Origin of the sequence: Paraburkholderia sp. RHO2 (genome assembly GCF_050955445.1) — a bacterium.
GTDB classification, from domain to species: domain Bacteria; phylum Actinomycetota; class Actinomycetes; order Mycobacteriales; family Mycobacteriaceae; genus Prescottella; species Prescottella agglutinans_A.
In genome coordinates this window covers 3,008,718-3,031,530 of the sequence record NZ_CP162617.1, presented here as the reverse complement: position 1 = coordinate 3,031,530, position 22,813 = coordinate 3,008,718, and the positions used below count along the sequence as shown (strand labels likewise).

Annotated in this window: 22 protein-coding genes; 13 read left to right on the top strand and 9 right to left on the bottom strand. The window is 68.5% G+C overall.

The genetic code is table 11. The annotated features are described in order from the left end of the window. Positions 1-86: 86 nt before the first annotated feature. Positions 87-1,430, bottom strand: a complete 1,344-nt coding sequence (locus ABTV10_RS14095; protein ID WP_499027840.1) for a GlnX family signal transduction membrane protein — start codon at positions 1,428-1,430, stop codon at positions 87-89. Between the two features lie 424 nt (positions 1,431-1,854). Next, on the bottom strand, positions 1,855-2,724 hold the full coding sequence (locus ABTV10_RS14090) for an SDR family NAD(P)-dependent oxidoreductase (protein ID WP_499027839.1): 870 nt from the start codon (positions 2,722-2,724) through the stop codon (positions 1,855-1,857). A gap of 170 nt (positions 2,725-2,894) precedes the next feature. On the opposite strand from ABTV10_RS14090, the gene ABTV10_RS14085 reads away from it, so the two are divergent. Then, complete coding sequence (locus ABTV10_RS14085; protein ID WP_433604650.1) at positions 2,895-3,227, top strand: hypothetical protein; 333 nt, start codon at positions 2,895-2,897, stop codon at positions 3,225-3,227. Between the two features lie 52 nt (positions 3,228-3,279). Further along, positions 3,280-3,720 carry a hypothetical protein gene (locus ABTV10_RS14080; RefSeq protein WP_499027837.1) on the top strand — a complete coding sequence of 147 codons (441 nt, stop codon included), beginning with the start codon at positions 3,280-3,282 and terminating at the stop codon, positions 3,718-3,720. On the opposite strand, the gene lnt is transcribed toward ABTV10_RS14080, so the two are convergent. The 4 genes from lnt to ABTV10_RS14060 form a co-directional block, all read right to left on the bottom strand. Beyond that, on the bottom strand, positions 3,638-5,167 hold the full coding sequence (gene lnt / locus ABTV10_RS14075; protein WP_499027836.1) for an apolipoprotein N-acyltransferase: 1,530 nt from the start codon (positions 5,165-5,167) through the stop codon (positions 3,638-3,640). The two genes, ABTV10_RS14080 and lnt, sit on opposite strands and share 83 nt — an antisense overlap. Positions 5,168-5,372: 205 nt before the next feature. Then, positions 5,373-5,591 (bottom strand): hypothetical protein, encoded by a 219-nt coding sequence (locus ABTV10_RS14070; RefSeq protein ID WP_499027835.1) that lies wholly within the window; start codon positions 5,589-5,591, stop codon positions 5,373-5,375. Positions 5,592-5,714: 123 nt separating this feature from the next. Further along, positions 5,715-5,954, bottom strand: a complete 240-nt coding sequence (locus ABTV10_RS14065) for a hypothetical protein (protein WP_499027833.1) — start codon at positions 5,952-5,954, stop codon at positions 5,715-5,717. After that, a complete protein-coding gene (locus ABTV10_RS14060) occupies positions 5,918-6,580 on the bottom strand; it encodes a phosphatidylinositol-specific phospholipase C domain-containing protein (protein ID WP_499027832.1) in 663 nt (220 codons plus the stop codon). The genes ABTV10_RS14065 and ABTV10_RS14060 overlap by 37 nt, the downstream gene beginning before the upstream one ends. A gap of 313 nt (positions 6,581-6,893) precedes the next feature. Here ABTV10_RS14060 and ABTV10_RS14055 point away from each other — a divergent pair, with 313 nt between their 5' ends. After that, positions 6,894-8,858 carry an aconitate hydratase gene (locus tag ABTV10_RS14055; RefSeq protein ID WP_499027830.1) on the top strand — a complete coding sequence of 655 codons (1,965 nt, stop codon included), beginning with the start codon at positions 6,894-6,896 and terminating at the stop codon, positions 8,856-8,858. 90 nt (positions 8,859-8,948) lie between these two features. On the opposite strand, the gene ABTV10_RS14050 is transcribed toward ABTV10_RS14055, so the two are convergent. Then, entirely contained in the window at positions 8,949-9,578 is a 630-nt protein-coding gene (locus ABTV10_RS14050; protein WP_499027828.1) for a TetR/AcrR family transcriptional regulator C-terminal domain-containing protein, read from the bottom strand. Between the two features lie 190 nt (positions 9,579-9,768). On the opposite strand from ABTV10_RS14050, the gene bioB reads away from it, so the two are divergent. The 3 genes from bioB to ABTV10_RS14035 are packed head-to-tail and all read left to right on the top strand — an operon-like array spanning position 9,769 to position 11,589. Beyond that, entirely contained in the window at positions 9,769-10,773 is a 1,005-nt protein-coding gene (gene bioB / locus ABTV10_RS14045) for a biotin synthase BioB (protein WP_430332821.1), read from the top strand. A gap of 4 nt (positions 10,774-10,777) precedes the next feature. After that, positions 10,778-11,005: a biotin synthase auxiliary protein BsaP gene (bsaP, locus tag ABTV10_RS14040; protein ID WP_499027826.1), complete on the top strand. Its 228-nt coding sequence runs from the start codon at positions 10,778-10,780 to the stop codon at positions 11,003-11,005. Positions 11,006-11,016: 11 nt separating this feature from the next. Beyond that, positions 11,017-11,589: a DUF2567 domain-containing protein gene (locus ABTV10_RS14035; protein ID WP_499027825.1), complete on the top strand. Its 573-nt coding sequence runs from the start codon at positions 11,017-11,019 to the stop codon at positions 11,587-11,589. A gap of 16 nt (positions 11,590-11,605) precedes the next feature. Here the strand turns inward: ABTV10_RS14035 and ABTV10_RS14030 are convergent, their stop codons facing one another. Continuing rightward, a complete protein-coding gene (locus tag ABTV10_RS14030; RefSeq protein ID WP_499027823.1) occupies positions 11,606-12,664 on the bottom strand; it encodes a winged helix DNA-binding domain-containing protein in 1,059 nt (352 codons plus the stop codon). A gap of 100 nt (positions 12,665-12,764) precedes the next feature. On the opposite strand from ABTV10_RS14030, the gene ABTV10_RS14025 reads away from it, so the two are divergent. From ABTV10_RS14025 to ABTV10_RS14015, 3 genes are all read left to right on the top strand, one after another. Then, positions 12,765-13,196, top strand: coding sequence for a hypothetical protein (locus ABTV10_RS14025; RefSeq protein WP_499027821.1), 432 nt, complete (start codon positions 12,765-12,767; stop codon positions 13,194-13,196). 30 nt (positions 13,197-13,226) lie between these two features. Further along, positions 13,227-14,084 (top strand): alpha/beta fold hydrolase, encoded by an 858-nt coding sequence (locus ABTV10_RS14020; RefSeq protein WP_499027819.1) that lies wholly within the window; start codon positions 13,227-13,229, stop codon positions 14,082-14,084. Positions 14,085-14,408: 324 nt separating this feature from the next. After that, positions 14,409-15,200, top strand: a complete 792-nt coding sequence (locus tag ABTV10_RS14015; RefSeq protein WP_499027817.1) for a nucleotidyltransferase domain-containing protein — start codon at positions 14,409-14,411, stop codon at positions 15,198-15,200. Positions 15,201-15,486: 286 nt separating this feature from the next. Here ABTV10_RS14015 and ABTV10_RS14010 read toward each other — a convergent pair whose 3' ends face one another. After that, positions 15,487-16,221: an NUDIX hydrolase gene (locus tag ABTV10_RS14010; RefSeq protein WP_499027815.1), complete on the bottom strand. Its 735-nt coding sequence runs from the start codon at positions 16,219-16,221 to the stop codon at positions 15,487-15,489. Positions 16,222-16,324: 103 nt separating this feature from the next. Between ABTV10_RS14010 and nadA the strand changes: the two genes are divergently transcribed. The 4 genes from nadA to ABTV10_RS13990 all read left to right on the top strand — a co-directional run bounded on the left by nadA (position 16,325) and on the right by ABTV10_RS13990 (position 22,776). Next, entirely contained in the window at positions 16,325-17,368 is a 1,044-nt protein-coding gene (nadA, locus tag ABTV10_RS14005; protein ID WP_499027813.1) for a quinolinate synthase NadA, read from the top strand. Continuing rightward, positions 17,368-18,945: an L-aspartate oxidase gene (locus ABTV10_RS14000; RefSeq protein ID WP_499027811.1), complete on the top strand. Its 1,578-nt coding sequence runs from the start codon at positions 17,368-17,370 to the stop codon at positions 18,943-18,945. Before nadA ends, ABTV10_RS14000 begins: the two co-directional genes overlap by 1 nt. Further along, the gene (gene nadC, locus ABTV10_RS13995; RefSeq protein ID WP_433604621.1) at positions 18,942-19,802 is read left to right on the top strand and encodes a carboxylating nicotinate-nucleotide diphosphorylase; all 861 of its coding nucleotides are present in this window, start codon (positions 18,942-18,944) and stop codon (positions 19,800-19,802) included. Before ABTV10_RS14000 ends, nadC begins: the two co-directional genes overlap by 4 nt. Before the next feature lie 451 nt (positions 19,803-20,253). Further along, positions 20,254-22,776, top strand: coding sequence for a LuxR C-terminal-related transcriptional regulator (locus tag ABTV10_RS13990; protein ID WP_499027809.1), 2,523 nt, complete (start codon positions 20,254-20,256; stop codon positions 22,774-22,776). Positions 22,777-22,813: the final 37 nt, after the last annotated feature.

Here is a 22,813-nt window from a genome sequence, read left to right as displayed (position 1 = left end):
GCTCGAGTCCTGCTCACCCGTCTCGCCTGTGCTTGTGTGGCCTTCATCTCCTTTGTACGCGCACGGTCTCCTTTGTACGCGCACGGTCACCGGTACTCGCTCAACCGGGGCCAAATGCCGGCGGCGACCGCGAATCCGGCCAGCACGCCTATTGTCACGCCGCCGACGTTCAACCGGCTCAGCGACGACCACGAGCGCGAGGTGTAGCCACTGGCCTCCTCTCGGAGACTGTCGATACCGTCGCGCAGCGCGTCGTCGAGGCGGGTGAACTGCGCCGCCGCGTCCTCAGGTCCGCCGTCGACAGCGATGGTCACCGCGCCGACGTAGTCGCCCGCGCCGAGTCGGTCACGGAGGTCCCGGTGGGATGCCTCCCAGTCGCCGAGCGCGGCCACGGCGTCGTCGACGGCAGCATTGGCAGCGTCGGTCGGTGCGGTCTGACCCTGTAGTTCGTCGAGTATCCGTGTGACGTCCGCGACGTGCTGGGCATACTCCTGCTCGCTCTGGATGTCCGAATCGCGCCGGAGCAGCGCCAATGTCTCGTCTGCACGGGCCTGCTGAGCCTGGATGCGTGCACGCACGAGCGCATCCATCGTCACGGCGGACTCTGCGTCGTGCGTGCTGGCGTTGGTCGAGACCATTCCCGCAATCGCCAGCCAGATCGCGAGCAGCGCCATCAGCACAGTTGCTGCGATCATGCCCGGATTGACCCGGCGATGGCTGCGCCTGGCCAAGTAGCGCTGCGCAATGATCAGTGCAATCAATGCCACCAGGCACAGCGCCAACGCGGCACGCGGCGGCCGGGCGAGGTGCCGCTGTGTGTCCGCCTGGGCATCAGCATGTCTTGTATACAGCTGCTCGGCCGCGGGCAGCATGGTGTCGTGCATCAGCGCGGACGACTCGTTGAGGTACGAGACCCCGATCGGGTTTCCGGCCCGGCTGTTCGACCGTGCGGTCGCGACGATCGCGGTGTAGAACGACAGTTCCCTGGAGAGCTTTGCCGGTGCCGCCGACGCCTGTGCGTCGCCCGCCGCGGCGTCCTCCGTCGCGGAGACGATCGCGGTCGAGGCCTCACCGATCGCCTGGTTGTAGCGATCCCTGACCGCCGCCGCTTCCACCCTTCCGGACAGGAACCCGGCGGTGGCCGCCTCGTCGGCCATCGAGAGCGAACTGTAGAGCTCCTGTGCGGAATGGGTGCGGGGTGCGGTTTCCAGGTGTAGGGCGTTGATCCGCTGCTCGCGAGCGAAGATCGCCACGGAGGTGAGGGCGCCGGCGGCGAGCGTGAGCGCGATCAACCCCACCGCGATGAACGCGAGCTTGCCGGGCGTGGAGGTGATGATCCCGCGCACAGTTCGGGGCTCGAGCTCGGGATCGACCAGACGCTCCTGGTCCAGGGTCGGGGCCGAGTCGTCGGAGCCGCGACTGGACAACACCGGTGTCCTCCTGCCCGCGTGAGGGGTCGACGTCCGGCAGCGGTGATCGGCTCCGCCGATGCACCGCCGACGGTGGGCGCTGCGGCAACGAACTCGTCGCCGTCGCACCCGTACTACATTCCTACTCCCGGCAGGTGCCGAGCGTCTTCGTCAGGAATGGACGGAGTTCACTCGATCAGGGCGTCGACGGTGAGGGAGAAGCATCGACGCGTCAGCGGTGCATGTACGAAGGATGGACCGGTGCGTTCGGTCGCCTCACGGCGAAAGGCGCAACGCAGCTCCAGCCGGACGGAACTCTGCGAAGGCAAAGGGTTGAGCCCGGGGGACACGGAACGCACCGATCCGGACATCGCAACACCATGCGCACGGGCTTCTGTTCCACCTGGTCGGGTGTGACATCACTTACGTACGGTGAGCCCGGCGGCTATCCCAGCGCACTGGCGTTGGCGGGAATCCGGCCCTCGAGCAGTTCGTCGACCACCCGGTCTCCATGTTCGTCGCGCAGTCGTTGCTGGATGTCGGGCGCGCGTCGCATGTGGGCGCCACCGTCGACCGTGACGGCGGTGCCGGTCACCCACGACGATTCCGGTCCCGCGAGGTAGCGGATCGCACCCGCGATGTCGTCCGGAACCCCGAGGCGGCGCAGCGGCGTCTGCTCGAGGAACGCCGACGCCCGGTCACCGGAGAAGCTGGCCGCGACCTTCGGGTTGTCGGGCGAATCCACCAGGCCCGGCCGGACGCAGTTGATCCGGATCCCGAGATGGCCGAATTCGTCCGCCGCCGTGCGGACGAGCGCTTCCAGCCCGGCCTTGCCCGCACAGTAGCCGCTCATGTACGGGAAAGTCTGTGCCGCGATCACCGACGAGGTGAAGACCATCGAGCCGCCGCCGTTCTCCGCCATCGCCGGGACGCACGCCTTGATGGCCACGAACGCACTGGTGATGTTGGTGCGCAGCTCCGCGGTGAAGTCGTCGGCGTTGTTGAGCAGGAGCGGAATGGTGGTTCCCCGTCCCACCGTGCTGACACAGATGTCGAGCCCGCGGTCATGGCGGGCCCGCTCGACGGCGGCCGCGACGTCCGCTTCGACGAGGGAATCGCCGACGACGTGATCGACGGTGACACCCTCGGGTGCGTCCTGCCGCAGTTGGGCGGCGAACGTCGAGATCCGCGTCTCGTCGCGGCTCATGATCGTCACGGACGCCCCGCCGGCCAGGAGTGCCCGGGCGCCGGCCCCACCGATGCCGCCGGCTCCGCCGATGACGAGGGCGGAGCGGCCGATGAGGGGAAGTGTCATAGCTACCTCCAAGTTCGGGTGAGTCTGTCCCACTGCCGATTCGGAAGGTAGCCCTGTGAGGAGCAGGTCACACCGCTCGCGCCCATCGAGTGGGAGACGCTGCTGGACCGATCCGACGAAGTCTTACCATCGGTATGTCCGACAGAACGGCGGTTGGGGGGATGCGTGGTATGGGTCTCGGTGAGTACACCGGGGATTACTCCGGCGAGATGGTTACCCCGCCGACGTGGCTCGTGGTGCTGGCGGCAATCCCGATCGTCGTGACGGTCCTCTTGCTGCTGGGGTTCGCGTGGCAGGAATGGCGAAGCCACCGCCGGATGACGTCCTCACCCGTGCACGCGGCAGCGTGGGCGATGGAACCGGAAGAGTTGGCCACCGCGATCCGGGCGCTCGGGGTGCGCGAGCGGGAACTGCTCGAAGCGGGCGATGTTGTGGCGGCCGACCAGGTGGCGGCCGACAAGTTGATCTGTCTGGTGGTCTCCGACCGCCGCGGCGACGGATGACCGACGCCGGGGCCGGTCGTCACGGCCGGCGATACGTTGTTTGCTGGGGCGCATGGGGTGGGCAGCACGGGAACTGGGTATTGCGACAGGTGTGGGGGCGGTGTCCGGCGGGGCGCTGATCGTCGCCGCGGGCTCGAACACCATGGGTTCGCTCGTGGTGGCCGGGGTGGTCGTCGGCGCGATCCTCGGGATGGTCGTCGGCGCCGTCTCGGTTGTCGCGGGACATCTCGCGGTCGAATCGACTCGGCACTGGCCGGCACGGAGCGAACGGTGCTGGCGAGTGCGGTTCGCGACCTGCTCGGCCACCGGCGTGTTCCTGCTCGTCTCCGGATTCGCGATCTGGGTCGTGCTCGAGGCCGGCGACGCAGGATCCGGTGCGATCGGCGGTGTCGCAGTCGGATTCGCGGCCGTCACCTTCCTGTGCACCCTCGTCCTCGCGCCACGCTCGCAGACGAGGTCGGAGCTCGCGGCCGAGCGCAGCGGCGAGCGCTGATGGCGCCGGCCGCGTATCCCGCCACGATCGCGGCGCAGACGCCAGGGACGTAGTTCCCAAGGCGGTCGTAGAGCGTGTCCTCCGCGTGAACGGGCACTTCGACGAGCAGAACGCCGTGCTCGTCGGCGGGCATCGACCCGAGGCGGCGACCGCGCGCGTCGAATGCGGCGGACTCGCCGGTCAGCGCGGCCGCGGCAACCGGGCGCCCGCTCTCCGCGGCCCGTAGCGCGCCGAACGACGCCAGTTGTGCGGGTGCCCAGCTGCCCTGGAAGGTGGCGGTCGAGGTCTGGTACACCAGGAGGCCGGCCCCCGCACGCGCCTCCGCACGGGCCAGGTCCGGGAAGGTCTCCTCGAAGGAGATCAGCGGTCCGACACGGAGACCGCCGGCGTTCATCACGGTCAACCGCTCGCCGGGTTGCCGGTTCTGCGCCGCGGCGGACGTGATGTGGCCGAGCCAGCCGAGTTGGTCGCGGAACGGTACGTACTCACCGAACGGGACCAGCCGGATCTTCCGGTATGTGTCACGGATTCCGTGGTCGTCGATCAGGACGGAGGTCTTCGAGATTGCGCCGGCCTTGCCGGAGGCTGCGTCGACGTTGACCAGAAGGTCCGCGCCGGTCACCGAGGCCAATGCGCTGAGCCGGGCGCCCAGCGCGGGGTCGCCGGCAGGATCGGCACCGACGCTGCTCTCACCCCACACGACGAGATCGACCGGCGCCCGGATCCCTCGGGTCAACTCTTCCTCGAACGCGAGCAGGTCGCCGTGGACGATCCCCGGTTGCACGAGGGCCACGACCGCGGCGTCGCTCGGTGGTTCTGCAGGTCGGTACGCGGACCAGAGTGGACCCGACGCCATCGCCACCGCCACGGTCACTGCCCCGACGGTCCGGGGCGCCGCACCGCCGACGACGCACAGGGCGATCCCGACGTTCGACGCCACGATCGCGAAGCCGACCAGCCACACGCCGCCGAGCGCGGCGAGACCGAGCACAGCGGGATGCTGCCACTGAGTGGCGCCGAGCAGTGGCCACGGACCACCGAGCCACTGCCACGACCGGACCGCCTCGACCAGCACCCACCCTGACGGCACGACGACCGCGGCCGCCGCCGCCCGGCAGCCGGTGAGCGGAGCCCGTAGCACGTCCCACACCAGCAGACCCCACCCCGCCCACAGCAGCGCGAGCACGCTCACCGCAAACGGGAAGAACCAGACCAGGTTCGGCGCCACCCAATTCTGGGTGCCCACGAGGAACCCGACGCCGGCCAGCCATCCGCGCAGCCCGGCCTCGCGCGCGGTCGCCGCGGCACGCAGCAGCAACATCACGGGCACCAGAGCCGCCCACGCGAGCACGCCGAGATTCGGCGCGGGCATCGCCAGCAGCGGTAGCGCCCCCGCGGCTACGATCGCGGCTCGCGGCACCCAACGTGAACTCGTTGAACCGCTCATCCATCCTGGTGTACGGCGCCCGCGAGTGGACATTCGCCGGGAAGACGCTCCCCTGGACACATGTACATTCTAGAGTTCGCGCCCGGCGGACTGCGTCTCCACGGACACGTGTGCCGACCCCTGTTTCGGCCGTCGACGTCGGCGCAGCAACGCGGCCGGTGAACGGTGTGGATTCCTTTAGGGCGGAGGAACATCCACGTACACGTCAGCTTGCGGTGAGTGCCGCACGCCTTGCCAAGGCGGCAAGGGACGCAACGACGGCGTCGCGGACGACGACATCGGCGATGATGCCGTCCTCGCTCAGCATCGAAGGCGTCACCGGTAGGTGGACGCACGCGTCCTCGACGATCGACGCACCGGTGTAGTTGAGCACCAGCCGGAGCGACGCATGGGCGTTTGCTGCCATGGTCGCGCTGGCCGACACGTTGATCCACGCGGTGGGCTTGTCGCCGATCTCGATTCCGCCGACAGTCCAGTCGAGTAGGTTTGTGTGCCCCTCGGAAGCTCACGTTCTCTGGACCGCGCGCGTGGTGGATGCTGGATTGTCTCAGTCGACGTTGCGGGCGACGATTGCCTCGACCAGTGCGGCGGTCGGGAAGTCCGCCATCACGAGGCCGGTCCGTCCGGTCCCGGTGGTGCGGAGGTGTTCTTCCGCGCGGGCGAGCATCCCGACCGTGCCTGGAGTGCCCTTCGCGACCGTGATCGGCACGGTCCCCGTCGCCATCACCGCCGGGCTCGTGCCGGTCGCGCTCAGGTGGTTGACGAACAGCGTTTGCGGTTCGCCCACGGCCGCCCGCTCGAACTGGATGCGGGCCTTGTCTCACTTGGCCAGGACCGCCGCGAGTCCGGACAGCTCGAAGTCGTCCTGGACGTCCATGCCCGGGCCGGCCGGGGCCGTACGGGGCGGTGGCGGTGAAGTCCTGCCTCCTCCGTGTGCTTCTTCTTCAGGAGCATCAGCACGGTCTCGCTTGGATTGGTGCGCAGGACGTCGGTGACGGTGCGGACCACGTCGGTGAAGTTGGCATGCAGGTGCTCGGGGCCGTGGTGGATCGGGAACGCATCCCGGAAGTGCCTGGTGCGGATGTCGATGGCTCGCACTCCGGCCCGCAGTTGGGTGGCGAGGTCGCAATCCTGTGTGAGCTCCGGGATCGACGAATTGTGCGCCATGGTGTCGTGGGTGCCCGGCAGGGACAGCGCAGCCAGGGGAGTTGTGTCCGCGATGTGCCGCATCCAATCGGGAGCGGACGTGGTGTCCAGGTCGCCAGGGCCGTAGCTGCCGGCCGCCAGGTCGGCGCTACCGAGGCCGGACGTCGACTGCGCGGCGGCGAGTGGCGGTGGAACGAGCAGCAACAACGGGCTCGCGGCGAGGGCTCTCAGCAGGGTGCGACGTCCGGGGCGAAGTACATCGGCCATGGCGGGGCTCCCTCCGCGGGGCGGACCCGCCTACGAGTGCGGCTGTTCGCCAGGCGGCGAAGCGCGCCAAGTATTGCGGGGAAGTCGCTGCGGCGGAGGCGATTCGACATTGCATCGACGATCTCGTTCCGGCCGAGCAGCGAGGGGCCGAACAGCGACGAACGCGCGGAGTGTCGACTGGGGGCCAGTTCTCGACCGGGTGCGCTCGCCCGCTGGTTTCGCGGACGGTGGGGTGGGTATCCGACGGGCAACCCGCGGACAGCGTCGCGGTCGGAGACGGGCTGTCGGCGAGCTGGAGGGCAGGGGAGTGGCGATGGCTCGGTGCGTAGCCCACAAGATCATCGACGCGCACCTGCTCGGTGGGCGGATGGAGCCCGGCGAGGAAGTCGAGATCGGGATCGATCAGACCCTGACGCAGGACGCTACCGGCACCTTGGTGATGCAGGAGCTCGAGGCGTTGAACCTTGATCATCCCCGGACCGAAGTGAGCGTGCAGTACGTCGATCACAACCTGTTGCAGGCAGACGAAAGGAACGCCGAGGACCACGAGTTCCTTCGCACCGCGGCACTCCGCTACGGATTGTGGTTCTCCAAACCCGGCAACGGCGTTTCCCATCCAACGCACATGCAGCGCTTCGGAATTCCCGGCAAGACGATGGTCGGTTCGGATTCACACACCTGCGCGGCCGGGTCCCTCGGCATGCTCGCGATCGGGGTCGGTGGCCTCGAGGTCGCTCTGGCGATCGCCGGCCACCCCTTGCACCTGCGCATGCCCGAGATCTGGGGTGTGGAGCTCGCCGGGCAGCTCCCGGACTGGTGCTCGGCGAAGGATGTGATCTTGGAGATGCTGCGCCGCCACGGTGTTGCGGGGGCGGTGAATCGGATCATCGAATACAACGGGCCCGGATTGGCGACGCTGTCGGCGATGGATCGCCATGTGATCGCCAACATGGGGGCCGAACTCGGTGCCACGACATCGGTGTTTCCTGCCGACGACGCGGTCCGTGACTTTCTTCGAAGTGAGGGCAGGGTGAACGACTTCACCCCGTTGGTCGCGGATGCCGATGCCGTGTACGACGTGCACGAGAGCATCAACTTGTCGGCGATCGAGCCGCTGATCGCGATGCCGTCGTCACCGGGAAATGTAAGACGGGTTCGTGATGTGGCAGGCGAGCCGGTCAGCCAGGTCGTGATCGGCTCGTCCGCCAACCCGGGGCTACGCGACTTCGCGATCGCCGCTGCGATGGTCGCGGGCCGACAGACCCTTCCGAGCGTGAGTTTCGACATCAATCCGACCTCGCGCGAGATCTACTCGGACCTGACGCGGATGGGCGGCACTGGCGAACTGCTCGATTCGGGCGCTCGGATTCACCAATCCGGGTGCATGGGCTGCATCGGGATGGGCCAGGCACCCGCAGCGGGCCGTAACTCGCTACGCACCATGCCGCGCAATTTTCCCGGCCGTTCCGGCACCAGGGACGACGCAGTGTGGTTGTGCTCGCCGGAAACCGCAGCCGCGTCGGCGCTGACCGGGGTGATCACAGATCCACGAGACTGGGCGGCGAAGGAGGGCATCGGATATCCGCAGTTGCAGCTACCGGTCCACGCCGCAGTGAATACGGCAATGCTCGTCGAACCACTTCCCGCCGAACAAGCGCGTGACGCCGTCGTAGTGAAAGGGCCGAACATCTCGTCACTGCCCGAGTTCCTGCCGCTGCCCGACCGTATCGAGGCGCCAGTCCTGCTCAAGGTCGGTGACGGCATTTCCACCGACGAGATCTCCCCGGCGGGCGCGCGGGCGCTGCCGTTCCGTTCCAACATCCCCAAGTTGGCCGAATTCACATTCACCCCGGTGGACGAGACCTACCCGGATCGAGCTAGGGAATCAGCCTCTACCACGGGACATTTCATCGTCGGCGGCGACAACTACGGACAGGGATCATCGCGCGAGCACGCCGCGATCGCTCCGCGATATCTCGGACTGCGGGCGGTGATCGCCAAATCCTTCGCGCGGATCCACTGGCAAAACCTCGCAAACTACGGCGTTCTCGCGCTCGAGTTCGAGAACCCGAGCGACTACGACGCCGTGCGGACCGGCGACGTCCTGATCCTTGACCAGTTGCATGAGGGTATTCGCGCGAGCCGGCACCTGATGGTGATCGATACAAGCCGGGACGTGCGGATCCCGGTCCGGCACAGGCTGTCCGCCCGGCAAGTCGACGACGTCCTGGCCGGCGGGGTACTGGCACGCCTGGGGCGGGAGTCCCCGCGGATCTAGTGCCGCGTCGGGCACCGTGCGCCGAGCTGTGTTGGCGCCATGGGCCTTCGCGGAACGAGCCGGATCTCGTCGGGCCGCGAGGTCGACGGATCAGTTCCGCGTCGCAGGCTCGCCCAACCGGGCGCGCACGCCGTCGATGAACAGCGCCAGGCCGAAGTCGAACCGCACCTGAGGGTCCCCGTCGAGGAGGTCGTCGTCGGAGCCGAGATCGGCGGCGGTCTCGGTGTCGGGCGACGCAGGCGCACGGGTGAGCGCGCCCATCGCCTCCATCTGCGCGCGGGACTGCTCGTCGACCGTGTGGCCGAGGACGAAGTACAACAGGGTGTAGGCGGCAAGCTCAGCGTAGGGGCGGGGGAGTCCCGCCCGGATCCCCGCACCGACAAAGCTCTCGCGGGCGAGGTTCGACGTCATGCGCGAGGCGTAGGTGGCGGCGACGAGTTCGGCGCCGTCCCGGTGCGACAGCAGCGCCGTGCGCAGTCGGTGGGCGAGTTCGGCGATCCCGTCGTCCCACTGCTCGGAGGACACGGGGGCGTCGACGCCCTCGAGGATGCGGTCGGCCATCGCGCCGAGCAGCGTCTGCTTGTTCGGGAAGTGCCAGTACAGGGCGCCCGGCTGGACGCCCAGGGATGTCGCGAGACGGCGCATCGTCAGGTCGGCGAGTCCGTACTCGTCGAGGATCGCCATGGCGCCGTCGAGGACGTCGCCGCGTCGTAGCTGCACTGACTTGCTCCTCCGGTCGGTTCGAGGGCGGGCCGGCACGTGCGCGGCGCCCCGCTTCCTTTGACACTAATCGACCGCGGCTCTAACGTGAACGCCGTTCAACTTGTACGGTGTTCAAGTCCGGCACCGAGCTCGTTGCTGTATCCGTCCGGTCCCGGGTGTCGGGACTGTTCGCACCCGAGGAGTTGCAGTGACCCAGGCCCCCGACATTCTCGCGATCGCCCGTGACCAGGTGCTCGAGCGCGGCGAGGCGTTGAACCAGGAGCAGGTGCTCGAGGTGCTGCGACTCGGCGACGACCGACTCGAGGAGCTGCTGGCCCTCGCGCACGACGTGCGGATGAAGTGGTGTGGTCCGGAGGTCGAGGTCGAGGGCATCATCAGCCTCAAGACCGGCGGCTGCCCCGAGGACTGCCACTTCTGCTCGCAGTCGGGACTGTTCCAGTCGCCGGTCCGGGCGGCCTGGCTGGACATCCCCAGCCTGGTCGAGGCGGCCAAGCAGACCGCCAAGACCGGCGCCACCGAGTTCTGCATCGTCGCCGCCGTCCGCGGTCCCGACGAGAAGCTGCTCGCCCAGGTCGCCGCCGGTATCGAGGCGATCCGCAACGAGGTCGACATCCAGATCGCGTGCTCGCTCGGCATGCTCACCCAGGAGCAGGTGGACCAGCTCGCCGCCATGGGCGTGCACCGCTACAACCACAATCTCGAGACCGCCGAGTCGTACTTCCCGAACGTCGTCACCACTCACACGTGGGAAGAGCGGTGGGACACGCTGCGGATGGTCCGGGAGGCCGGCATGGAGGTGTGCTGCGGCGGCATCCTCGGCATGGGGGAGAGCGTCGAGCAGCGCGCCGAGTTCGCGGCCAACCTCGCGGCCCTCGAACCCGACGAGGTGCCGCTCAACTTCTTCAACCCCCGTCCCGGCACGCCGTTCGGCGATCTCGACGTGCTGCCCGCGAGCGAGGCGCTCAAGTCGGTGGCGGCGTTCCGTCTCGCGCTTCCGCGCACGATCCTCCGGTTCGCCGGCGGCCGCGAGATCACGCTCGGCGATCTCGGGGCCAAGCAGGGCATGCTCGGCGGCATCAACGCCGTCATCGTCGGCAACTACCTGACCACGCTGGGGCGGCCCGCCGAGAGCGACCTGGACCTGCTGGTCGATCTCGAGATGCCGATCAAGGCGCTCAATGCGACCCTCTGACACGGTGAGTGAGACGGCCGGCGCGGACGAGCGCTACAACCCGTTCACCGGGCACCGGATCGTCGCCGGACTCGACGACGCGACGCCCGCGTCGGCACAGCTGGGGCTCGAACCGCCCCGGTTCTGTGAGCAGTGCGGCCGCCGGATGATCGTGCAGGTCAGCCCCGACGGGTGGTGGGCGAAGTGCTCCCGCCACGGTGTCCTCGACTCGGCCTCGCTCGGCCGCAGGTAACGTCCCGTGGTGTGACGACACCCCGACGCCCCCGGCCGCGAGCCGTCCCGCGGATCGTCGTATCCCTCGCGATCCTCGGCGTTCCGGCGGGGGTGATCTGGGCGTTTCTCGCGCCGGCGGTGCGGATGCTCGTCATCGCCGAGGACCGGGGTGTCGTGCTCACGACCGAGAGTCTGCACCGCTTCGACGCGGTCGCGATCTTCGTCGGCATCGTCCTCGTGCTGGGCGTGTTGTCGGCGGTGGTGGTGTGGGGGATGCGGCGCTCGCGTGGCCCCGGTGCAGTCGCCGCGCTGGTGCTCGGCTCCACACTGAGCGCCGGTGTGGCCGCACTGGTGGGAATGGGCGTAGCGCGACTGCGGTTCCCGGCGGTCGAGAGTCCCGCTGTCGGATCGATCATCGCCGCGGCGCCGGGGCTGTCCACACCGATGGTTCTGATCGTGCAGCCGCTCGCGGCGGCGCTGGTCTACCTGTTGCTCGTGTCGCTGAGCCCGCACGACGACCTGGGGCTCGGCGACAACAAAGACGAGAAGGACGAATTGGGCAGCGGTGCAGCGGCCGGCGCGGAAGCCGACGAGCGGCTGTAGCGGTCGAGGATTCCCGTCACCGCAGCGCCGCGTAGACCCGCGGTATCGCCTTCTCGGCGCGCGGGGTGAACTCGGTGAACGGGGTCGCGCGGATGTCCCGGGTGGCGCCGCGGCCGTTCCGTTTCCAGGTGCCGACTACGCGGCCGCCGTCGACGACGGTGGGGGAGAACATGCCGTTGCCGCCGGGCTGCAGTCGGCGTTCGAACTCCCGGTCCACGGCCGCGCCACGGTCCCGGTAGCCCAGGATGAACTCGTCGAATCCCGGCAGCAGGAACAGCCCGCGCGCGTGCCGTCGGTGCGCGGCGAGGAGGTCCGGCGTCTGCGGGTCGAGGTAGTAGACGACGCCGTCGACCCGGAGGACCTCGAGGTGTTCGGACGCCAGTGCGAGCCCCGTCCTCGCCTGTCGCACAGTCAGTTTCGTCCACCACACGAAATCTTCGAGTGTCGCGGGGCCGTGACTTCGGAAGTAGCGCAGCGCCCATTCCCCGAGGGCCTCCTCGCCGTCGACCTCGCGGCTCCTTCGGAGCCATACGTCCGTCGGCACCACCAGTTGGCGTTCGTCACGGACCGGTCCCAGGCACACCACGCCGGTCACGGCCAGTGTCCAGAGGAGGTGCTGGCCGCGTTGGTCGGCGGTGTCGATGCCGACCCGTTCCCATTCCTGCATCAGGTCGCGGCGCTCCAGTCCGCCGTCTTGCAGCGCGGCGTGGGCAGCGTCCTGGGCCCGGCCCACCGCGGCGTCGTCGATGCCGAGCCCGCGGTGCCGCGCTCCCATGGAGGACAGCATCCGCGGCCCGGTGAGCGCCAGCATCCACCGCAGATCCTCGGCCGCCACGAAGTGCAGGGTGCCGCGCATCGGCCACGACCGGACGACCTCGCCGGCGTTCAACGCCGCGATCAACGACGAACGACCGTCCGGCCCTGAACGCAACGCGATCGAGGTCACCGCGCCCGGATAGTCCTGCGCCTGCGTCGCGGTCAGCCAACGCACGGTCTCCGCCGCCGAACCGAATCCGGGGCCCGCGATCCGCTGGGCGACCAGGCGCATCAGGGCCAACTCACGCAGTGTTGTCATGCAAGGAATCTAGTGCCGCCCACCGACAGGGCGGGAAGTGTCCGGGCGTCCGCCGCCGGTTGTCGGAGTCCCGGCTGATCGTCCGGCTAACGTGCGACCAATGAAGACTCTCACGACCACTTCGGTCGTCTCGACGCTATGTGGACTATCGATATGGCTGTTCGCGGCGCCGCAACTGGTCGTCTCCGGGGTGGTCGAGCCTGGCCCGTTCTTCGAGTTGATGGTGGTGCTTCCGACCCCGATCGGGCTTATCGCCGCGATGGTGGCGATGGTGGCCGGTGTGATCGTCCTCGTACGCCGTTCTGCCCGGGCGTGGGGTGCGATACTTGTGACGACGCTTGGACAGGCGGTGACGGTCGCCTTGGCCGCCGCGATCGTCGTGTGGGCCATGGAGTTCGGCTCGACTGGTTGGGAGCTGATCGCATTGCCGGTGTCGTTGATGGTGGGCCAACTTGTGGTCGGCGCGGGGTTGGTCGCGGACGCTGTGGTTCGGCGCCGTCGCGTTTGGGCTTCGGTGTCGAAGCAACCCTAGAGGACTGGAACGTGTTCTAGTGTCTTGGGAATGGACGTGACATACGAGGGGACCAAGCGGGAAGTCGTCACCGACAAAGGGGTGCTGCGCTACCACGAGGCCGGAGACGGCCCGCCGTTGTTGCTGTTGCACGGTTCCGGGATCGGCGTCAGCGGCTGGCGGAACTATCGTGGCAACTTGGAAGTGTTCGCCAAGCACTTCCAGTGCTACGTACTCGAATTTCCGGGATTCGGGGTCAGCGACCCCGTCGATGGGCATCCCGTGCTCACCGCGGCGTCATCGGTGATCCGGTTCATGGACGCACTCGGCATCGAATCGGCCGCGATGATCGGCAATTCGATGGGCGGTGTCGTCGGCGCCAACGTGGCAATGCGGTACCCGGGACGGGTGAACAAGCTCGTCGCGATCGGCGGGGTCGGCCCGAACATCTTCAGCCAGAACCCGAGTGAGGGCACGCGGCTGCTGCAGGACTTCGCCGACGGCCCCAGCCGCGAGAAGCTGGTGCGGTGGCTGCGGTGCATGGTGTACGACCCGGCCGTGATCACCGAGGAGCGGATCGAAGAGCGCTGGGAGACGGCCGGCGACCCGGCGTCACACAAGACGCTCGCCGCCATGTACGGCTCCGAATCGTTTGCGGTGCAACAGCAGATGATGGCGCGGTCGGATGTGCCGCCGTACTGGTCGATGATGCACAAGATCCAGTGCCCGACCCTCCTGACCTGGGGTCGTGAGGACCGACAGTGTCCGCCCGACATGGCGATGATCCCCATGCGGCTCATCCCCGACGCTGAGCTGCACGTCTTCCCGAAGTGCGGGCACTGGGTGATGATCGAGGCCAAGGAGGCCTTCGAGCGCATCACGATCGAGTTCCTGTTGCGCGAGGGGTAGGGCCGGAAACCCCGCGGGCGAAGCCGGCCGGGTGGAAGTATCGCGGCACGAAACCGGAGGGAGAGCCGTGAGCTGCACGATCATCCGCACGGCCGGCCGCCAACATCGATACGACGGTTCGCACGAGGCCGACGGACGAGTGCCTGTACTCGGTGCGCCAGCGAGCATGATTCCCAGCCCTTCCTGGTCACGTCACCGTTAACGGCTGCTCGGCCGTGCACGTGCCATGGAATCGGTGGACAGACGGCCCGCAACTGCCGCGGTCATTGACTGGTACCCGTGCTACTTTGGCCTGCTTTGCTTGCTTCCATAGGAAGGAAGGCCATGATCCTCCCCTTGCTACACAGTCAGTTCCTCGACGAGGTTCTCCCACGTATGAAGGAAGACCTGCGCATTGTCGGCGTCGCCGTTGCCGGTTCGATCGCGAATGGTCGACCGGACGCCCACTCGGATGTCGACCTCGTCCTTGCGATCGAAGATGACGATTTCACGTCCGTATCACTCGAACGGATCGCCCTCATCAGGTCGTGGGCGCCTCTCGTAGCTGGTTTCACCGGGGAGCACGTCGGCGAACCTCGGGTCATCATCGCCATCGTGGGTCCGCCGCTGCTGCATGTCGATTTCAAGTTCGTCAGGGTGTCGGACGTTGCGGCACGCGTAGACGATCTTCGGGTGCTCTGGGAGCGAGACGGGCGTCTCACCGCTGCGCTGTCAGAACACCCGCCGGTGCCTCCGCAGTTCGATTTTCAGTGGATCGAGGATCGGTTCTGGGTGTGGGTCCACTACGGCGCTACGAAGATTGCTCGAGGAGAATTGTTCGAAGCCATCGGGTTTCTGGCAAGCCTTCGGGAGACCGTGCTCGGGCCGCTTGTCAGCCACCGCGCGGGGTCGCCCCTACAGGGAGTGCGCAAACTCGAAGTGATTGCCCCGGATGCCGCGAGTGATCTTCAGGCAACACTCTGCGGGTACGACCGCCGTGAAGCGGGGCAGGCGCTCCTTGCCTGCGTAGAGCTGTACCGGCGATGGACAGAAGACGTCGACGTCGCGTTCAACCACAACCGCGATGCTGAAACGCTTGCCGTCGAGTTCCTACAGAATCTTCTCGATCAGCTGTAAGGCGAGGTATGGGGCCAACTTTCAGGCAACACGTCGTTGGCGCTGTCCGGTGAGCGGGTTACCTGTCGCCTTTCTGCAGACTTCGCACCTGCGCAACATTCTTCGTGACAGATATCGACCGTCAGAAGCGGTGAGCGCCGACTCGGGTGGAGTCGCAGGCCGTTGCGGAGGAGCGATCGCCTCCTTCCTGGGGCGGGATGCGGGCCGAGCTGTCAGACCTCGCCGGACCAAGCGAACGGCGTACCGGCCCGGTTCGGCAGCTGACCCGTGCCCTCCGAGGTTTGGATCAGACCGGCGGCCGCAGCGCCGCGAACTCGTCGGTCACCCGCAGCCGGGAGTCGGTGAAGCGGTAGACGGCGGCGGGTCGGCCGCCGGAGCGTCCCGAGCGGGCGGTCCTGCCGGTGGCGGTGATGACGCCGCGCCGGGCCAGGACTCGTTGAAGGTTGGTGGTATCCACCTGGTAACCCAGAGCGGCGCAATAGATCTCGCGCAACGTCGACATCGTGAACTCGTCCGGCGCGAGGGCGAACGCGATGTTGGTGTACGACAGCTTCGCGGCGAGTCGTGTCCGGGCATGCTCGACGACGGTGCCGTGGTCGAACGACATCTCCGGCAGCGCGGAGACCGGGTGCCAGGCCGTGTCCGGGGGGAGTTGTGGATCCGCGGGCAAGGGGACCAAGCCGAGGTAGGTCGACGCGATTCGCCGGTCGCCGGGCACGCGGTCCGGATCGCTGAACACTGACAGCTGCTCGAGATGCGCCACCTCGCGGACGTCGACCTTCTCGGCGAGTTGGCGCCTGGCCGACGTCTTGAGATCCTCGTCGCCGCCCAGGGTGCCGCCCGGCAGCGACCAGGTGCCCTTCTGCGGATCGAGTGCGCGCTGCCACAGCAGGACCATCAGTTCGTCGGTTCGGCACCCGTTCGGGCCGTGATGGCCGTCACCTGCGGCAATGGGTCGTGCCGCGGGTCGAACCTGGAACACCGCGGTGAGCACTTCGTGGACGGTGCTACCATGTGGCATGTTTTCGATCCTAAGTCGAAAACCTCGATTTCGGAAATTCGGGCCAGCCCGCCCGGGTTGTAGTGACGGAGCTACGAGTGAGCTTCGCGAAGAAGGAGTGGCCATGACTTCGACGATTCCGCCGTTGTGGGCCGATGGCTCTAGGGAGATCCAGGACGGCCCCGGTGGATACACCGGCGTCGAGGCGGGACCCGAGTGGGCCGCCGAGATCCGTCGCCTCGCCAAGGAGCGCGGCGCGACGCTGCTGGCGCACAACTATCAGCTTCCCGAGATCCAGGACGTGGCCGACCACGTCGGTGACTCGCTCGCGCTGTCGCGGATCGCCGCTGAGGCGCCCGAGGACACGATCGTCTTCTGCGGTGTCCACTTCATGGCCGAGACCGCCAAGATCCTCAGCCCGCAGAAGACCGTGCTGATCCCGGACGAGCGGGCCGGATGCTCGCTCGCCGACTCGATCACCGCCGACCAATTGCGTGAATGGAAGGCCGAGCACCCCGATGCGCTGGTGGTGTCGTACGTCAACACCACGGCCGAGGTGAAGGGGCTGACGGACATCTGCTGCACGTCGTCCAATGCGGTCGACGTCGTCGCCTCCATCGATCCGGACCGAGAGGTGCTGTTCCTGCCGGACCAGTTCCTCGGCGCCCACGTCAAGCGCGTCACCGGCCGCGAGAACATGCACATCTGGGCCGGCGAGTGCCACGTCCACGCCGGCATCAACGGCGACGAGCTCACCGCGAAGTCCAAGTCGCACCCGGACGCCGAGCTGTTCGTGCACCCCGAGTGCGGCTGCGCCACGTCGGCGCTCTACCTGGCGGGCGAGGGCTTCGTCCCCGAGGACAAGGTCAAGATCCTCTCGACCGGCGGCATGCTCGACGCTGCCCGTGAGACCGGTGCCCGTCAGGTCCTCGTCGCCACCGAGGTCGGCATGCTGCACCAGCTGCGCAAGGCCGCGCCGGGCGTCGACTTCCAGGCCGTCAACGATCGCGCGTCGTGCCCCTACATGAAGATGATCACGCCGGCTGCGCTGCTGCGTTGCCTCGTCGAAGGCAAGGACGAGGTCCACGTCGCTCCCGACGTCGCGGAGCGTGCGCGAAAGTCCGTGCAGCGCATGATCGAGATCGGGAACCCCGGCGGCGGGGAGTAATGGTCACCGGACCCGGGGGTGACGGCGTCGTGTGGGAGGCGCGCGCCGACCTGGTCGTCGTCGGTGGCGGCGTCGCCGGGCTGACCGCGGCGCGGACCGCTGCCGAGCAGGGGCTCCGGGTCCTCGTGGTCAGCAAGGGCGGCCCCACCGACACCGCAACCCAGTACGCGCAGGGTGGCATCGCCGTGGTGGGCGACCCGCGCACCGACTCGGTGGATTCGCACACCGGCGACACGTGCACGGCGGGCGTCGGACTGTGCGACGAGGCCGCCGTCCGGTCGATCGTGTCGTCCGGGCGCGAGGCGCTCGCCGCCCTCACCGCGCTGGGTGCCGTGTTCGACGTCGGGTCGGACGGCAACGTGTCGCGGACCCGGGAGGGCGGTCACAGCACCCGCCGGATCGTCCATGCGGGCGGTGACGCGACCGGGGCCGAGGTGCAGCGGGCGCTGAACGCGGCCGGTATGCCGGTGCTGTTCGGCGCCGCGGCGGCGCGGGTGACAACCGATCCGTGCGGTGTCACCGGCCTGATCGTGTTGTCCGACAAGGGGCTCGGCGTCGTCCATGCCCCGGCGGTGGCGCTCGCGACGGGCGGGCTGGGGCAGCTGTACTCGTGCAGCACCAACCCCGAGGGTGCGACCGGCGACGGGATCGCCCTCGCGCTGGAGGCCGGTGCGACCGTCGCGGACCTCGAGTTCGTGCAGTTCCATCCGACGGTGCTGTACGCGCCCGGTGGTGTCGGCCGTCGGCCCCTGATCAGCGAGGCCGTGCGCGGTGAGGGTGCGCGGCTCGTCGACGCGGAAGGCCGGTCGGTCACCCACGGGGTGCATCCGCTGGGCGACCTGGCCCCGCGCGATGTCGTCTCGCGCGCGATCGCCCGACGCCTGCGGGAGACCGGCACCGATCACGTGTACCTCGACGCGCGCCACCTGGTGGGATTCGCGGCGCGCTTCCCGACCGTGACCGCGTCGTGCCTGGCCGCGGGCGTCGATCCGAGCCAGCAGCTGATCCCGGTGGCGCCGGCCGCGCACTACTCGTGCGGTGGTGTCGTCACCGACGTGCACGGGCGCACCGAGGTTCCGGGCCTGTACGCGGTGGGGGAGGTGGCCCGCACCGGTCTGCACGGTGCGAACCGTCTGGCCTCCAACAGCCTTCTCGAGGGCCTAGTGGTGGGCGAGCGGGTGGGCCGGGCCGCGGCCGAGCGGGCCGAGATCTTGGTCGAGGCCGACGACCTGCTGCTGCCGTTCCGGCGGCAGGTGCCCCGCGAGCGGGTGCAGGCGCTCATGACCGCGCACGCCTCCGTCGTTCGCGACGGAGACGGACTCGACAGCGCGGCGGCGGAATTCGCGGGCGGCGCGGTCGCCGTGGCGGGAAGCGGCCGGGCGCTCGAGGACACCTCACTCACCATCGCGGCGTCCGCGCTCGTGATGGCAGCGACGGTGCGACGCGAGAGTCGAGGCTGTCACACCCGCTCCGACTTCCCGGAGGCGTCGGACGAGTTCCGCCGCAGCATCCCCGTGCGCATCGGACGGGACGGCGAACTCGAGGTACACGAAATGCAATCGATAGGAGCACGATGAGCACGCAGGACCGGCTCGATCCGGAGGAGACACTCGCACTGGTGCGCACCGCACTCGACGAGGACCTCCGCTACGGACCGGACGTCACCTCGGCGGCCACGGTGCCCGAGGGTGCCGTCGCGAAGGCATCGGTGGTGACGCGTTCGGTCGGGACCGTCGCCGGTGTCGACGTGGGCCTGACCGTGCTCGACGAGGTGATCGGCGCGGGCAACTACGAGGTGCTGGATCGCGTCGCCGACGGTATCCGCGTCCAACCGGGCGATGCAGTGCTCACGGTCAACGCCCCGACCCGCGGGCTGCTGACGGCCGAGCGGACGATGCTGAACCTGATGTGCCACCTGTCCGGCATCGCCACCGCCACGTCCGCCTGGGTCGACGCCGTCGCCGGGACGGACTGCAAGATCCGCGACAGTCGCAAGACCCTTCCCGGTCTGCGCGGCCTGCAGAAGTACGCGGTGCGCGTCGGCGGCGGCGTGAACCACCGGATGGGGCTGGGTGACGCCGCCCTGATCAAGGACAACCACGTCGCTGCCGCCGGATCCGTCGTCGCCGCGTTGCGGGCGGTACGCGCCGCCGCGCCGGACATCGAGTGCGAGGTGGAGGTCGACACTCTCGCTCAGTTGGACGAGGTCCTCGCGGAGGGTGTCGAACTCGTTCTGCTGGACAATTTCCCGCTGTGGCAGACGCAGTCCGCGGTCCAGCGCCGTAACTCCGTCGCCCCGAACACCAAGCTGGAGTCCTCGGGTGGGCTGACGCTGGACGTGGCCGCGGAGTACGCGAAGACGGGGGTCGACTTCCTCGCCGTCGGAGCGCTCACTCACTCCGTCGCCGTCCTCGATCTGGGCCTCGACATGTAGTTCTCCACCCGCTCATCCCCGCCGCCGGGCCGTGACGACACGGCCCGGCAGCGGAGCTGTTGGGCCCCGTGTTCGGCGGTTCGGGCGGTATGGTCCCGGCATGGCGCGGTCGGGCGGGAATTCCGGCGACGCGACCGTTCGTATCCGCGCGGACTGTCGGGTCAACGGTCGGCGCTGTCCTCATCGTCCCTGCATCCGGGCACTTCACCAGGTGCGTCCTCGCTCACAGTTGATCTTGATCGATGCCTGATGACCAAGATTCTGGTAAGACTCACGTGTCGGAGAATGCACGGCGGACGAGCGGAGGAGTGCTGTGGCACCGCAAGTTTCGAATCGCACGGCATCCGAAGGGGAGGTTGCGCGGCCCTCGGACGGGGCGCCCACCGAGAGCTCGGACCCGCTCCCGCCCAGACTGGCGGTTACCGTTCGACCGCGCCACGATCTGCACGCCGTGCTCGACGGAGTCGTCGCCGGGTCCGGGCCCGGCCGGGTGTTCGTGTGTGCGCCGGCCGGCACCGGGAAGACGGTGTTGTTGGCCGACTGGATCGCGCGTGTCGGTGACGGCGCCGATCCCGCCGTTGCGTGGTTGACTCTCGATGTTCTCGACGACGATCCACACCTCCTGGAACACAGACTCGGTGCCGCGCTGCACCTCCTCACGTCGCCCGACGTCGAAACCTCGCGCGCGGGCTCGGTCCTCGAATCAGTGCAACTCGTGTCCGAGTCGGGCCGAGACGCGGTCCTCGTACTCGACGACGTGCACGTGCTCACGGGCACGTCCTCGCTCGGGCTGCTGGAAGCTCTGTTGGATGCGATGCCGGCAAACCTGACGGTGGTCCTGGCCTCACGGTTCACACCGCGGCTGCCCTGGGTGCGGTACGCCGCGGACGGTTCCCTCACGCTGATCGGATGGGAGGACCTCGCGCTCGACCGTGCCGCCACTGCCGCGATCTTCTCCGAGCACCGGTGTGCGGTATCGACGTCGGAAGTCGACGCGGTGCTCGATCTGACTGGGGGCTGGGCGGCCCCGGTGCGGGTCGCGGCAACCCGGTTGGCGCCCGTGAGCGACGTCGCGAGCGCCATCGCCGACCTGATGCGGTACCCGCAGCCGCTCTCCGAACACGTGGTCGGCGAGTTGGTGTCGGCACTGCCCGAAGAGCTACTGCGTTTCGTGGAGGCGACCAGCGTCGTCGATCACTTCAGCCCCGAACTCGCGACCTGCCTGGACGACGGCAACGTGGATCTGGCTCTTGCGGCGCGGGAACGCTTCTGCGTGCCGATTCAGCGGATCAGGTCTGGTGACGACGTGCTGTACGCGTGGCACCCTCTCGTCCGCGCACACATGCGATCGCGACTGCGCGCCACCGACCCGCATCGTCTGGCACGACTGCATGAGGCGGCGGGTGGTTGGTTCGCCGTTGCGGGACAACCAATCGCCGCGATCGAGCACCTCCTCGAGACGGGAGACGCCCTGGCGATCGTCGACTTCGTCTACAGCCACGGCATTGGCGCGGTGTGTGACGGACACGGCGACGCGATCCTGGAACGGCTCGGTCCGCGCCACGGTGACAAGCAGGGTGTCCGGCTCCTGCGAGCACTCGACGCGCTCGAGAAGAACTATCCCGACGCGGCACGGGCGTACTTCGGTACTGCACTGGCTGCGGATGCGGTCGCTCTCCGCCCGGAACTTGCAGATGCCTTCGCCGCGGCGTTGGCTGTCGAGATCGCCGTGATCTCCGGTCAGCCCATGCCGATCGGCACGGATGCCGCGCGCGACTTGCAGCCCGGCACCGGCAGCATCGATCTGGACTGTTACGTGACGACCCAGCGCGCGGCGGTCTGCATGTTCACGGGCGACCTGATCGGCAGCGAACGACTGCTCCGGCAGGCACTGGCGTTCGCTGAACTGGGTGCTCATCCTCGCCTCGTGCTGCGTTGCCTGGCAAGGCTTTCCATAGTCGCGGGTATCCGCGGAGATCTCGTGACGATGACCACCCGCGCGGAGCACGCGCTGCGGTACGCGGTCGACCACGGTCAACTCGATCGCATCGACGCCTTCCAGTGTGCGGCGGCGGTCTGCATGGACAAGCACGTGCGGTCTGAGCAGTTGCCCGACGACAGCCCCGTCCACGCGCTCGCGTCCGGCCCGGGGCGCCATCAGCGTCCCGACGGCACCACCGCACCGATCTCGGGCGGCCACGCGGAGGTCGCGTTCGCGCTTCTCGAAGCGCGGCGCAATCCCATCCCGACCGTCGACGACGCGGACGCCGTCGGTCGGGCCATGGCCGGCCTGCTCACCCGCGGTGCGCAGGCGGGGCTGAGCAACACCTTCCTCACCCCGGCGGTCGCGGTGCTGCTGGATGCGGGACGGTCGGCCTTCGTCACCGAGGTCGTCGACACGGCGCATCGGGTGTTCGGCGAAAACCTCGACGTGCAGGTGGCCCGCGCGATGATCTGCATCGCGCAGGGCGACGCGGCCTCCGCGCACAGGCATCTGGACTCGGTGCTCGGCGCGTCGGAGTTCCTGCATCCGGCGCTCGGGGTGCGCGCGTGGATGCTGAGTGCCGTCGTGGCACATCGCGAGAACCGGTCCGGCGACGCGGCCCGAGCGGTGCGTCGGGCACTGGAACTCGCCGAACCGAACGGAATCGTCAGCCCCTTCGTCGACTGCGCCGGCGATGCTGCCGAACTGCTCGCGTCGATCCCCCCGGGAGCCGACCACACGCGTGCCTTCCTAGACCACGTGCAGGCGAAACTCGTCGAATCGCACGAGGGGCGCAATCCCGGGCTGACCCGATCCGAGAAGGTCATTCTCGCCGAGTTGCGGACCGGCAAGCCTCTCCGTGTAATCGCCCAGCAACTGCACCTGTCGCTCAACACCGTTCGTACGCACACGCGAAACGTGTACCGCAAGCTCGACGCGTCCAGTCGGGCCGAGGCGCTCGAGGCCGCGGCACGCCGACGGTTGCTCTGACGGCGTTTCGCTCCGGCGGACTCCACCGAGTCCTTTC

Excerpts from the sequence above, each read along its gene's own strand:
- ABTV10_RS14000 (WP_499027811.1), top strand. The coding sequence starts at position 17,368 with ATGGTCACCGGACCCGGGGGTGACGGCGTCGTGTGGGAGGCGCGCGCC.
- ABTV10_RS14015 (WP_499027817.1), top strand. The coding sequence starts at position 14,409 with ATGATCCTCCCCTTGCTACACAGTCAGTTCCTCGACGAGGTTCTCCCA.
- ABTV10_RS14085 (WP_433604650.1), top strand. The coding sequence starts at position 2,895 with ATGGGTCTCGGTGAGTACACCGGGGATTACTCCGGCGAGATGGTTACC.
- ABTV10_RS14025 (WP_499027821.1), top strand. The coding sequence starts at position 12,765 with ATGAAGACTCTCACGACCACTTCGGTCGTCTCGACGCTATGTGGACTA.
- ABTV10_RS14055 (WP_499027830.1), top strand. The coding sequence starts at position 6,894 with ATGGCTCGGTGCGTAGCCCACAAGATCATCGACGCGCACCTGCTCGGT.
- ABTV10_RS14080 (WP_499027837.1), top strand. The coding sequence starts at position 3,280 with ATGGGGTGGGCAGCACGGGAACTGGGTATTGCGACAGGTGTGGGGGCG.
- nadC (WP_433604621.1), top strand. The coding sequence starts at position 18,942 with ATGAGCACGCAGGACCGGCTCGATCCGGAGGAGACACTCGCACTGGTG.
- ABTV10_RS14010 (WP_499027815.1), bottom strand. The coding sequence starts at position 16,221 with ATGCCACATGGTAGCACCGTCCACGAAGTGCTCACCGCGGTGTTCCAG.
- ABTV10_RS14060 (WP_499027832.1), bottom strand. The coding sequence starts at position 6,580 with ATGGCCGATGTACTTCGCCCCGGACGTCGCACCCTGCTGAGAGCCCTC.
- nadA (WP_499027813.1), top strand. The coding sequence starts at position 16,325 with ATGACTTCGACGATTCCGCCGTTGTGGGCCGATGGCTCTAGGGAGATC.
- lnt (WP_499027836.1), bottom strand. The coding sequence starts at position 5,167 with ATGAGCGGTTCAACGAGTTCACGTTGGGTGCCGCGAGCCGCGATCGTA.
- ABTV10_RS14020 (WP_499027819.1), top strand. The coding sequence starts at position 13,227 with ATGGACGTGACATACGAGGGGACCAAGCGGGAAGTCGTCACCGACAAA.
- ABTV10_RS14030 (WP_499027823.1), bottom strand. The coding sequence starts at position 12,664 with ATGACAACACTGCGTGAGTTGGCCCTGATGCGCCTGGTCGCCCAGCGG.
- ABTV10_RS14090 (WP_499027839.1), bottom strand. The coding sequence starts at position 2,724 with ATGACACTTCCCCTCATCGGCCGCTCCGCCCTCGTCATCGGCGGAGCC.